Origin of the sequence: Edaphobacter flagellatus, from assembly GCF_025264665.1 — a bacterium.
Taxonomy (GTDB): Bacteria; Acidobacteriota; Terriglobia; order Terriglobales; family Acidobacteriaceae; genus Edaphobacter; species Edaphobacter flagellatus.
Genome location: NZ_CP073697.1, coordinates 1,111,659 through 1,123,795 on the forward strand (window position 1 = coordinate 1,111,659; position 12,137 = coordinate 1,123,795).

Annotated in this window: 13 protein-coding genes and 1 tRNA gene; 3 read left to right on the forward strand and 11 right to left on the reverse strand. The window is 58.2% G+C overall.

All coding sequences use genetic code 11. The annotated features are described in order from the left end of the window. Positions 1-6: 6 nt before the first annotated feature. The 11 genes from KFE13_RS04505 to meaB form a co-directional block, all read right to left on the reverse strand. Positions 7-714, reverse strand: a complete 708-nt coding sequence (locus KFE13_RS04505; RefSeq protein WP_260705982.1) for a hypothetical protein — start codon at positions 712-714, stop codon at positions 7-9. Next, positions 715-1,080 (reverse strand): hypothetical protein, encoded by a 366-nt coding sequence (locus tag KFE13_RS04510; protein ID WP_260705983.1) that lies wholly within the window; start codon positions 1,078-1,080, stop codon positions 715-717. Between the two features lie 198 nt (positions 1,081-1,278). Next, positions 1,279-1,366 (reverse strand) — tRNA-Leu (locus tag KFE13_RS04515). Positions 1,367-1,523: 157 nt separating this feature from the next. After that, positions 1,524-2,459 carry a fructokinase gene (gene mak / locus KFE13_RS04520; RefSeq protein ID WP_260705984.1) on the reverse strand — a complete coding sequence of 312 codons (936 nt, stop codon included), beginning with the start codon at positions 2,457-2,459 and terminating at the stop codon, positions 1,524-1,526. Between the two features lie 44 nt (positions 2,460-2,503). Continuing rightward, complete coding sequence (locus KFE13_RS04525; protein WP_260705985.1) at positions 2,504-3,547, reverse strand: Asd/ArgC dimerization domain-containing protein; 1,044 nt, start codon at positions 3,545-3,547, stop codon at positions 2,504-2,506. 38 nt (positions 3,548-3,585) lie between these two features. Next, the gene (gene pssA, locus KFE13_RS04530) at positions 3,586-4,440 is read right to left on the reverse strand and encodes a CDP-diacylglycerol--serine O-phosphatidyltransferase (RefSeq protein WP_260705986.1); all 855 of its coding nucleotides are present in this window, start codon (positions 4,438-4,440) and stop codon (positions 3,586-3,588) included. Then, complete coding sequence (locus KFE13_RS04535; protein WP_260705987.1) at positions 4,440-5,060, reverse strand: phosphatidylserine decarboxylase family protein; 621 nt, start codon at positions 5,058-5,060, stop codon at positions 4,440-4,442. The genes pssA and KFE13_RS04535 overlap by 1 nt, the downstream gene beginning before the upstream one ends. 100 nt (positions 5,061-5,160) lie before the next feature. Next, entirely contained in the window at positions 5,161-5,388 is a 228-nt protein-coding gene (locus KFE13_RS04540; protein ID WP_260705988.1) for a hypothetical protein, read from the reverse strand. Between the two features lie 117 nt (positions 5,389-5,505). After that, positions 5,506-5,997 carry a GNAT family N-acetyltransferase gene (locus tag KFE13_RS04545; protein ID WP_260705989.1) on the reverse strand — a complete coding sequence of 164 codons (492 nt, stop codon included), beginning with the start codon at positions 5,995-5,997 and terminating at the stop codon, positions 5,506-5,508. Next, positions 5,994-6,662, reverse strand: coding sequence for a tRNA (adenosine(37)-N6)-threonylcarbamoyltransferase complex dimerization subunit type 1 TsaB (gene tsaB, locus KFE13_RS04550; RefSeq protein ID WP_260705990.1), 669 nt, complete (start codon positions 6,660-6,662; stop codon positions 5,994-5,996). Before tsaB ends, KFE13_RS04545 begins: the two co-directional genes overlap by 4 nt. A gap of 20 nt (positions 6,663-6,682) precedes the next feature. Then, positions 6,683-7,978: a methylmalonyl Co-A mutase-associated GTPase MeaB gene (gene meaB, locus KFE13_RS04555; protein WP_260705991.1), complete on the reverse strand. Its 1,296-nt coding sequence runs from the start codon at positions 7,976-7,978 to the stop codon at positions 6,683-6,685. A 42-nt stretch (positions 7,979-8,020) separates the two neighbouring features. Between meaB and KFE13_RS04560 the strand changes: the two genes are divergently transcribed. The 3 genes from KFE13_RS04560 (at position 8,021) to KFE13_RS04570 (ending at position 11,953) form a co-directional block, all read left to right on the forward strand. Beyond that, positions 8,021-9,463: an alpha-L-fucosidase gene (locus KFE13_RS04560; protein WP_260705992.1), complete on the forward strand. Its 1,443-nt coding sequence runs from the start codon at positions 8,021-8,023 to the stop codon at positions 9,461-9,463. A 287-nt stretch (positions 9,464-9,750) separates the two neighbouring features. After that, positions 9,751-11,082: an MFS transporter gene (locus KFE13_RS04565; protein ID WP_260705993.1), complete on the forward strand. Its 1,332-nt coding sequence runs from the start codon at positions 9,751-9,753 to the stop codon at positions 11,080-11,082. A gap of 94 nt (positions 11,083-11,176) precedes the next feature. After that, positions 11,177-11,953: a FadR/GntR family transcriptional regulator gene (locus KFE13_RS04570; RefSeq protein ID WP_260705994.1), complete on the forward strand. Its 777-nt coding sequence runs from the start codon at positions 11,177-11,179 to the stop codon at positions 11,951-11,953. The last annotated feature ends 184 nt before the right edge of the window (positions 11,954-12,137 follow it).

A 12,137-nucleotide genomic window follows, 5' to 3' on the forward strand; every position in this document is an offset into this window, starting at 1 on the left:
TTCTCCTCACAGACAGTTTCGAAGTTCGTCAGCAACCGCGAAGACAAATTCCTGTTCCATGTCGGGGCTATCAGGGGTCAACCTTACCGTCAGCTTCGGCCTCGCAGTCTTCTTGAGAAACAGGGCGACACTGTCGGAGTCCGAGTTCGTCACTAGGCGTGCCATCGGAACAGAAGTGAAATCCGTTTTGAGTCCGACGAATTCGCGCCCCAACTCGATCCCCAGACTATTGCTGTAGCATTTGCATTCGAACAACGCTGCAGCTTTGGACGGACCAGGAGCCCTATTTTTGCTGCGACACTCATCCGCTGCCGCTTTGGGAATGATCGAAACATCAAACTCATGCAGGACTCCGGAACTCCCTTGATATTGAACGCCGAGATGAATCTCGAACGGCACCGTTTTGTAGGTGAAGCGAGCAAAACCATAATCCTGTGCCGTAGAATTCAAAGGCCCAGGCGAACCTCGAATAATAAAAACGCTTGGAGATGCTTGTGACTGAAGTGCCTGCGCAGAACGAAGGCATACGGTGTTTGGATCTGCGATTCGCTCGACTGCGGCCAGAATGAGTCCGAAGGTGTATCCCGCGTATGCGGCATCCACCGTGTTGCGGTTGAGGTAGACAGCGGAGTTTGGGTTTATCGAATCCAGCACTGTATCGATCAGTGCCGTTAAGTCGTTCAGGGTAGGTTTTGGAAAAGGTTGAGTTCCCATTTATCCCACCCTCTCTCGGGCTATTCGCCCGATCTCGCGGATTGCAATTTTTACCTCGTCTTTCGGCGCAGCAGGTATTGCGGCTTCTACGCGAGCTCGCCCGGTCAACTGCAACTCATCGCCGAGCAAGCTACGATCAATGTCGATTTCGCAATGCTCGATCTTATAGCGTTCGCGAAGGTGCGCGCTGAGGCTCTCGGTCACAGAAGGAAGCGTTATCAAGTACGTCTCGAAAACGCTAGAAAGAATTTTCAATAACTCAGCTTCGCTCGGATCTCTCCGACCTAACGATTGATCCGTCTGCGTTCGTTTGCCTTTCCGGCTAGTCGTCGTCAGGTCAACACCTCTGGAAATCGCTCGATCCAACTCTCCTAAGAGAAAAGCACCTGCTGGGCCTTTTTCCTGCAGACTCCCTCTGACTCTCCTCACGATGTCTCTTACAGTTTCGTCCGCCATTTCAGAAGACTACGCTTCAGGTTCGACAAACAGCCACCAAAACAGCCACCAAACAATTTGACCTCTCGTTTTCGAGAGGCCGATTTCGATCTAAACCATTTATTTTGTTGGTGCCGGGAGGGGGGGTCGAACCCCCACGACCGCAAGGGTCGGCGGATTTTGAGTCCGCTGCGTCTGCCAGTTCCGCCATCCCGGCTTTATCCGTGACTGCCCTTCAAACCAGATTCGTCTGCGCAGACAACGCGTTGCGATCGAATCAATTGCGGCTTAGTTCGGAATCACTTGTTTTAGTATCGCATACAGCGATACGCTAGAGAACTTCAACAACCTGCCTCATCTTTCATATGCAAGCATTACTGCTTCAGTGGCCAAAGCCATGCTGCGCCTCGCACACCACTTGAGTCCCCATACTTCGCCTGCAAAATAGGTGTATCGAACTCTTTCCCGAACACATACTGTGGTATCCGCTTCGGCAAGCTCTCATAAAGATGCCTGGCCTTGGAAAGACCGCCGCCAATCACGAATACATCTGGATCGAGACTATTAATGATGCACGACAAGCCCCGCGCCAGTCTGTCTTCAAATCGATCGACCGCCCCCGAAGCATCTGCATCTCCCGCCTCGAAGTCGGCGAGGATCTCACGTGAAGTACGCTCCCTACCGGTCGTCTCTTTGTAGTCACGAGCCAGCCCCGTGCCTGACACCCACATCTCCATACAGCCACGCTGCCCGCAGTAGCATAGCGGGCCGGGATTCTCTTCTGCTTTCGGCCACGGCAGTGGAATATGCCCCCACTCTCCGCCCGTGCCGTTCGGACCGGCATGTACCTGTCCGTTGATCGCGACACCTCCGCCGCATCCTGTTCCCAGAATCACACCAAACACAACACGCTTTCCTGCAGCCGCACCATCGGTCGCCTCCGAAACAGCAAGGCAGTTTGCATCGTTCGCTAAACGCACCTCACGTCCCAACGCCGCCGTAAGATCTTTATCCAAAGGCTTGCCATTAATCCACGTCGAGTTGGCGTTCTTTACAAACCCTGTCTTGCCCGAGATGCTTCCTGGAATCCCCGCGCCGACCGAACCCGTCCGCTTCGTCTCCGCCTCTATCTTGCGCACCAGCCCGACAATCGCATCGATCGAGCCCGGATAGTCTCCCCGCGGCGTGTCCACGCGATAGCGCACCAACTCCGTGCCATCATTATCAATAGCCAAGGCCTCGATCTTTGTGCCTCCCAGATCGATTCCAATTCGCATTCCGTCATGCGATCCAGTATTGTTCTCGATCACTTGCACATTCTCCTCGTTGTCTCTTCTCACGCGCTATTGCAGCTCTATTGCACTTTTCCGGAAGGCCGCAGACGCCTCAATTCCACAGCACAAGCAATGGCATTCAAAGCGGCGAGCTTCAAATTATCCGCCGCCATCCATAACCAAAACCGCGTGCCACGCTCGGCATCGCCAAAATCGTCCACGATGCGGATCATGATGTCCTCCTGGCCTGCAGCGCTCAAATTGCTGGGGGGCTCGCCATCATCGCTCACCAGGTCAACATGCTCGCCCTGAAGTGCGCTTTCCACCTCGGCCACCGTCACAGGCTTCGCAAGATCCACCAGCAACGAAACCGCATACCCATGAAATACCGGTGCCTGTAACATCTGCAAAGCCAGCGGAGCAGACCCCGATGTCAACTGCGCATACTGTGTACGAATCCGCTGCCCTGTGCGCGCCAGCTTCACCTTCGCATTCTCGCCCAATATTGGCAAAATATTGAACGACACCTGCGCGTCGTATAACTCCTTCGGCACATTCTGAAACGAAAGCAGGCTTACCGTCTGTTGATGCATCTCGTCCATCGCTGCACGCCCATGCTCTGAGGCAGGCTCCATCACCGTTGCAGCTAATCCCTTAACCCCAATGCCTGCTTCAAGCCGCTCTTCTACAAGAGCCAGCATCAACGCCACAGGATGCGCCGCAATCACCGCAGGCGTCTTCAGATCAGGCTCTCGTTTTGCACTACTTTGCGCATCAGAGACCCACGGGGCCATCACCAGAGCGTCCTTCTCCTCTTCCAGCGCATAGGTCAGATCGACAATGCTTGCCCCCGCGCGCCTTGCCTGCTGCCAGTGACGCTTCGTCGAGTCCGCATCGCCGGCAAAGAAAACAAAGTCCATTCCTTCGAATGCTGCCGGTTCAATCTTCTGAATAAATGCAGCTTCTTCGCCAGCTGACGTCACCTGCCCGGCAACTTCCTCGTCATCCTCCAGAAGCACTACCGTCGAAGCTGCCAGCAATGATTCACCCAGCTCATCGCCAAGCTCCTTGCCCAGCAGTGACGAAGCTCCAACAACTCCAATGCGATAGGGTCTGCTCGCCATGTTCTACCTGCACCTTTAATTTCTTCGTTATCCTGCCGCTACCGCAATCCACTCGCCTGCCGTCTCTTCTGTCCCCACGAGTAAGCCAGCCGCGCGAGCACACCCGAAACCAGATATCCCAACGACAACACAATCAACGCATACTCTGAATACAAAGCAATCACTGCACCGATAGCAACAATCAACGCTACCAGCTGGAACGGATGCCGCTGCCCGAGACTGATCTCCTTGCCGCTCCAGAACCGCCATGTGCTCACCATCAGAAATCCTGTAAACAAAATCAGGCAAAGCCACACCACTGATAACCGCAGGTCCGTGATCGGAGAGCCATTCTCAAAGTGCACCACCGAAGCCACAACCCCGGCTCCCGCAGGAATCGGCATCCCAACAAAATACTTCTTTCCCGGCCTGCCAGGATTTCTCGGCTGTGGATTCACGCTGATATTGAACCGCGCCAGCCTGCTCGCGCCGCAGATCAGAAACAGAAAGCATACAAAGACGCCAAGATGAATAATCCTGCCACGCAGTGCCACATAGTCGGTGACGGGCAGCATCTTGAAGCCCCATAAGTACGCCAGCAGACTCGGTGCAACGCCGAACGTGATCACATCCGCCAGCGAGTCCAGCTCCCGGCCAAAGTCGCTCGCCGTATTCGTCAGCCGCGCAATCATGCCATCGACGCTATCGAATAACACCGCGAATCCAATCGCCAGCGCAGCTCGATCAAAGAATTCCGGCGCCGCAACCGAACCCTGAATGCTCTGTGTAATGGCGTAATACCCCGCAGCAATATTGCCCGCCGTAAATAGCGATGGCAGCACATACATGCCGCGGCTCGGACGCCGCCTCTCTTTCGCTCCCACCTGCGCCGCTCCCGGCGCTTCAGAAGCCATCAATCCACCGCGATCTCGGCGAGCACCGTGGAACCACCGCTCACGCGCGCGCCCTTCTTGACCTTCAGCTCCGCATCCGCCGGTAGCAGAACATCGACACGCGAGCCAAACTTGATCAACCCCATGCGCTGTCCTCGCGTTACAACATCGCCCACCTTCAGATTGCAAACGATCCTGCGTGCCAGCAGTCCCGCAATCTGCTTGAAGCTCACCTCGTAGCCTCCAGCATCAATCGTGATCAGCGTCTGCTCATTATTCAATACCGACTCAGGATTCATCGCATTCATAAACGCGCCCTTGCGGTACTCCACGACCTTCACCGTGCCACCTACCGGAACCCGGTTCACATGCACGTTGAAGACATTCAAAAAGATGCTCACACGCAACCGGCTACCGGTGGGCATCTCAATCCACTCAGCCTCGGTAACAACACCATCGCCCGGCGACACAATCTGCCCCGGCCCCGATGGAATGATTCTGTTCGGGTCGCGAAAGAACCACAAGAAAAAGAGCGCCAGCAAAATCGGCAGCGCGACCAGAACCGAAACATGGGTCAGCTTCCAGACCAGTACCGCGACCGCGCCCAGCCCGAGCGCGTAGAAATATCCATCACGAACCATAAGTGACTCGATTATACGGCCCACGGAGCGCAGACAAACCCTTAGGCCTCAATAACTCGGCCATACCGGTCAGACTGTTCTTCTGGCTGCTTTTTCGGGACTAGTGCGATTCGACCGTATCCATCCGCCGAACACGCTCCATCTCGTCCTTCAAACTCAGCTTCAGCTTCTTTAACCGGATCTCTTCCAGCTTCTCAGGCTCGGTCAGGAACAGCTTCGAGCGCAGCGCCTCAAGCCTGCGGTCATACAAGCTGTGTTCCTGAACCAGTTGTTGGAGTGATGGATGCGGGGCGGGATTCGGTAGCTCCGTGAATTTGGCAGTCTGCATGAGAACGATTCCTCCGGGTTCAGACGGCATCCCTGCTTGTGGCTCAAAAAACTAACACACACCCTCAGAGAAAATCAAAGCCCTTATCCACCGTCTTACACCCCAGCCCGACAGACTTCACCGCGCGTTTTCGTCAACCCGGATAACCCTGTTCATCAGAACCGCATCGTCCACCGGATCGCGATAATATCTCTTCCGCAACCCGACGTGGACAAACCCCAGGCTGCGATAAAGCGCAATCGCTCCCTCACTTCCAGAGCGCACCTCCAGCTCCACTACCCCGGCACTCTGCTCCTCGCACCAATTCAGAATCGCCTCGCACAAAGCCTTCCCCACACCACCCCGACGAGCATCATGAGCCACAGCGACACTCTCCAGCTCGCCAACTGCACCTCCCTCAATACCTACAACCTTCCCCACCGCAAAACCCACCAGCTTGCCATCCCTCTCCGCGACCACAAGCCGCCGACGTACGCCCATCCCATCGAGCATTCCCGCGTACTCGTGCTCGACCCAGTGCGGAGCCTCCTCAACCGCGCGCTCCAGCGCGACCACGGCATGTATATCTTCGTGCCTCGCTTCACGCACACGAACATCAACCACGCTCATGGCGCTACAACTCGAGCAGGCTTGGCAAATATCTCAGCATCTGTCCGCCGAAGATAGTTCGCATCCAGCGTTGCTGCATCATCGAATCGCCTCTCGTCCACTCGCTCCATCGTCAGCGGCAATGCATCAACCGCTTGCGGCTCTCGTACCATCAGCGGAGTCAACGCATTCAAAGCCTCGGCAACCTTCTGCTCGCAGACAACAATCGCCCCACCACGCGCAGCAATGCCATCTACCTCTTCCCGTGTCATCAAAGCCTCGCGCTCACATCGCCCGCCCGCATACACACCGCAGTAGAACTCCCCACGCCCCGCATCCAGCACCGCACACACTTCACCATCCGGACGCCCGGCCAGCTTCGCCAGCACAGCTAGCCGCGACACCGCAACCAATGGGACACTGCCCGCTTCACTCAATCCTTTCGCCGCGCTCACGCCAACGCGCACCCCCGTAAACGACCCCGGCCCATGCACGACAACAATCGCGGTCAGTTCCTGCAGACGCCACCCAGCCGCTCCAAGCAACTGCCGAACCACCGGCATCAAACGTTCTGAAGCGCTCCTCCCTGGCAGCATCTCACTCGCAACCAGCACGCTCGCCTGTGCCGTATCAGCCAGGGCAACACTTCCCTCACTCCCGCACGTATCGATAATTAGAAGCCGCATACCCTCACAACAATCCGCCATCACTTCCGCCGGTCGTCTCCTACAATCTCCACCAACACACCACCCGTACTCGCAGGATGCACAAAGAAATAGCGGTGCCCACCCGCACCCACCCGCACCGCATCGCTGGCAAGCTTCACGCCCTGCGTCTTCATCTTCTCGAACATCACATCCACATCGCCCACTGCAACTGCAATATGATGCAGCCCCTCGCCACGTTTTGCGACAAACCGGCCGATCACCGAATCCTCCGCCGTAGCCTCCAGCAGCTCAATCCTGCTCTCGCCCACCGGAAGCATCGCCGTCTTCACCTGCTCATGCTCCACCGTCTCTTCATGTGCTACCTGCATTCCGAGCCCTTCATAGAAGTTGCGAGCTGCATCGATATTCCTCACCGCTACACCAAGATGATCCAGCCGCAGCACGCCACCCTCTTCTTGATAAGGAGTGAATCGTCGCACGCCCTGTGCCTTCTTCCAGGCCGCGCAGCGCCGCACCGCATCCATCAGCTCCGCAACGCCCTCGCCCGTCGTCGCTGCGCAACGCACAACAGGAGCAACCCATCCTTCATGGCGCATCGACAATCCCTGCATCGCGACAATCTCCGCTTCGACCTGCTCCGAACCTCCGCGATCGGCTTTGTTCACGACATACACATCGGCCACCTCCATCACACCGGCCTTCAGGCTTTGCACGTCGTCGCCCATCCCCGGCACCAGTACCAGCACTGTCACATCCGCCAGCCGCGAGACCTCTACCTCATCCTGCCCCACGCCAACCGTCTCAATCAGTAGCGTCTCTCTCCCCGAAGCCTCCATCACATCGCACACATCGCCCGCCGCCTGGGCCACTCCTCCCAAAGCACCGCGCGAAGCCATGCTGCGAATAAACACGCCGCCCTCGTCCTGCATCCGTATCCTGTCGCCCAGCAAAGCGCCGCCGCTCTGTGGACTCGATGGATCAACCGCGACCACCCCAACCCTCTGCCCCGCCGCAACCAGCAGCCGGACCATCTGGTCCACCAGCGTGCTCTTCCCCGCTCCTGGAGCCCCCGTCACTCCCACTCGAAGTGCCTGCCCCAGAAGAGGCTTACAAGCCGCCAACAGCGCTTCGCTGCCCTGCCGCCGGTCCTCTACCAGAGACACCGCTCTCGCCAGAGCGCGCATATCTCCTTCGCGCAGCCGCTCCACAAGCGCCGTCAGCGCCACTCCATCCGCTCGTGCCTCTTCGCTCACCTGTGCGATGATAACTCCGCCCTTGTTTCCTTTATCTGCGAAGCCAACATCATATTTGCACCCATGAAGAGACACTTTCACCTATAATTTCGGTGCCGTAACTTCACCTCGAAGGATCACTCTGTGAAATTCACGCCTCGCTCCATTGCAACCGGCATTCTGCTAGCGTCCACCTCTCTGCTCTACGCTCAGCTCGAAGGCAGCGCCCCTATCCCACAGACCGTCAATCATCCGGTCCCTGCCATTCAGGACACAGAAACTCCCGCCCAGCGTGACGCACGCATGGCCTGGTGGCGCGATGCCCGCTTCGGCATGTTCATCCACTGGGGCCTTTACTCCATCCCCGCTGGCGAGTGGAAAGGGCAACGCAGCAACCACATCGGCGAGTGGATCATGAACGACCTCTCCATCCCTGTTGCCGACTACAAAGCCTTCGCTCCGCAGTTCAACCCCACCGGCTTCTCCGCGCACGACATCGTCGCCCTCGCCAAGGCCGCCGGCATGAAGTACATCGTCATCACCGCCAAGCACCACGATGGCTTCGCCATGTTCGACTCCAAGGTCGACTCCTTCAACATCGTCGCCGCCACCCCCTTCAAGCGCGATCCGCTCAAAGAACTCGCCGAAGAGTGCCGCAAGCAGGGCGTCAAGCTCGGCTTCTACTACTCACAGTCGCAGGACTGGACCGCCCCAGGTGGCGGAGCAGCCGTCAAGGGCGACCACAACAAAGAGACCGGCCACTGGGACAAGGCGCAGGACGGCTCCTTCGACGAGTACCTCCACAAGAAAGCCATCCCCCAGATTCAGGAATTGCTAGAGAACTACAAGGGCTACCCCGTCGTCGTCTGGTTCGATACCCCCGGCAAAGCCATGACGCCCGAGCGTGCCGCCGAAGTCGTCAAGCTCCTCAACAAATATCCCAACCTCATCTGGAACAACCGTCTCGGCGGAGGCTACAAAGGCGACACCGAAACCCCCGAGCAGTACATCCCCGCTCAGGGCTACCCCGGCCGCGACTGGGAGTCCTGCATGACCATGAACGACACCTGGGGATACAAATATTTCGACACCAACTTCAAGTCCGAAGAGACCCTGCTCCGCAACCTGATCGACATCGCCTCCAAGGGAGGCAACTACCTGCTCAACATCGGACCTGACTCTAAGGGCATCGTCCCGCAGCCCGAGGTCGAACGCCTCCAGCAGATGGGCAAATGGCTCAACGTCAATGGCGAAGCCATCTACGGAACCTCCGCCACCATCTTCGATGTCCCGACCGGAACCTTCTCCGCCACCGAGAAGGGCCGTAACGGCCAGCCGAAGTTCATCCCCACCTGGAACTGGCGCTCCACCACCAAGGGTGACAAAGTCTACGTCGAGATCTTCGACTGGAAAGGCTCGTTCCACGTAGACAAGATGCCCCGCAAGGTCACTGGAGCCTACTTGCTCGCCGACAAGGCGCACAAGCCGCTCAAGTTCACACAGAATGGCGATGCCCTCGACGTCCAGCTTCCTGCCAAGGCGCTCGACCCCATCGCCACCGTCCTCGTCCTCAACACAACGAAGTAGCACACAAGGGACGCCGCAGTTTATTCACTGCGGCGTCCTTCCCTCACAGGTGTCATTCCGAGCGAGCGCAGCGAGTCGAGGAACCCCCGCATTTCGCTCGAGACATCACAAATCCACCGCATCGCCGCAAACAACAAAATTGGCCGAACCACGAACTAATCCTCTTGACACCTATATCCTGCCAGCGGCTATCCTCATCCCCAGACTTCCTTTGATGAACTCCCACGGCCTTACCGGCCCTAATCCAGCAATGGTATGACCAGCATTGCCGCCGGAGCTTTAGATTCATGTCAACGAACGCATCAAGCCTGTCCGAGTCAGACTTCACCACCTCGGCCCCCGACAAGTCTCCCATTCGCTGGTTCGTCTGCTTCCTTCTCTTCCTCGCCACCACCATCAACTACATGGACCGCTCGGTCTTTGCCTTCATCGAGCCGCTCCTGCACAACGTCCCCTTCATGGGATGGGACTTCGCCGCCGACAAATTCCATCAGGCCGCCTTCGATAACAACTTCGGCAACGTCATCATAGCCTTTCAGTTTGCTTACGGAATCGGCTTCATCTTCGCGGGCCGCATCATCGACAAGCTCGGCACCAAGACCGGCTACGCGCTTGCCATCCTCATCTGGGGCATTGCCTCGATGAGCCATTCTCTTGTCGGCTCCGTTCTCGGCTTCTGCATCGCTCGCACGTTCCTTGGCCTCGGCGAAGCTGGCAACTTCCCTGCCGCCATCAAAGCTGTCAGCGAGTGGTTCCCCACCAACGAGCGAGGCAAGGCCGTCGGACTATTCAATTCCGGCTCCAACGTCAGCTTTTTCCTCGCTCCCATCATCATCACCTTCGTCACCGCCCGCTGGGGATGGCGCTCGGCCTTCCTTGCTACCGGCTCGCTCGGCATGATCTGGCTCGTCCTCTGGCTCAGCTTCCCGTACAACAAATTTCGCCGCGGAGCCACCCAAACCCAGGCCAATCTGGCGCCCGTCACCGAAGGTGGCCCGCTGATGAGCAAGCTCCTCACCAACCCCGGAACCTACGCCTTCGCCATCGGCAAAGGACTCACCGACGGCGTCTGGTGGTTCTATCTCTTCTATCTCCCCCAGTTCCTCAACCGGAACTACGGCCTTTCGCTCTCGCAGGCCTACTGGTACATCGTCACCGTCTATGTCGTCTCCTCAGTCGGCTCCATCTTCGGAGGCTCTTTGTCCGGCTGGCTCATGAGCCGCGGCTACTCGGTCAACAGTGGACGCAAGATCGCCATGCTCAGCATGGCCGTCCTCGTCCTGCCGCTCGTTCTCGTCCCCCACATGGGTACGCTCTTTCCGTCGAACCCCTGGCCGGCAACGCTGATCATCGCGCTCGCTGCTGCAGCGCATCAGGGATGGTCGGCCAACCTCTTCTCCACTCCGTCCGACATGTTCCCCTCAACCGCCATCTCCACCGTCGTCGGCATCGGCGGAGCCGTCGGCGCAGCTGGCGGTGCCGCTTTTACCTGGATCGTCAAGCACAATCTCTCGCTCCATCCTCTGCTGGTGTTTTCCATCGCTGCCTGCCTCTACCTCATCTCGCTGGCCTGTTTCCAGCTCCTTGTACCGCGTCTCGGCCAGCCCCGCAACGCCTGACATACGCAGGGCGGCCCGCCGCCCTGTTGCTTCACCCGGGACAACCCCACCGTGTTACCCTCTCCTCTCAGATATTGAAGGAGCTTTCCCCGGCGTGAAGAAAGAAGCTCACAAAGACATTCGCGAGAAGAACCAACCCAGCGCAGCACACCACAGTCAGCTCACCATGCAGGTCGTCGACCACGTTCGCGCCCTCATTGCATCCGGTGAGGTCAAATCCGGCGACCGCCTTCCTCCCGAACGCGAGCTTGCGCGCAAGCTCCAGATCAGCCGCTCCAGTCTCCGCTCCGGCATCGGCTTCCTCTCTGCCATGGGGGTCCTCAAGAGCCGCCACGGCGCCGGAACCTTCGTCTCCAGCGGTCCTCCCGCACTCGACTCCAACTCGCTCTCCGTCCTCGGCATCCTCCACGGCTTCCTGCCCTGGCAGATGTTTGAGGCCCGCCTCGTCCTCGAGTCCTCCATCGCCGCCATCGCAGCCGAGCGAGCCACCGATGAGCATATCGCCGAGCTCGCCGAAGAGGTCGCCGAGATGTACGCCGCCCTCGAAGATCCGCAGGAGTACCTCATCCACGACGTTCGCTTCCATCGCACCATCGCCCGCGCCGCCGGCAACCCCATCCTCGGCGCGCTCATGGAAACCATCACCGCAAACCTCTACGAGAATCGTTCCCGCACCGTCACCAATGCGCAGGACCTCAAAGAGTCTGCCGAGATGCACCGCGAGATCTACCGCGCCATCCGCTCTCACAATCCCACCCAGGCCCGCCACGCCATGGAAAAGCACCTCAACCTCGCTCGCATCGCGCAGGACGCCGAAACCGACGCCGCCCACGCCGCCGCAGAAGCCGAAGCCAAAGCCTCCGCCTCCTAGCTTTAAGGTGTCATTCCGAGCGAAGCGCAACGGAGCCGAGGAACCCCCGCATTTCGCATCCTGCCCACAGGTTCAAAGTGGATCGCTCAATAACCCATTCATGCAGTCTCTTCGCATGAGTGGGTTCATTGAGCGAAGCTCGATCCCTGCCCCACTCACCTCCCCTGATAAACTGGCCTTTACC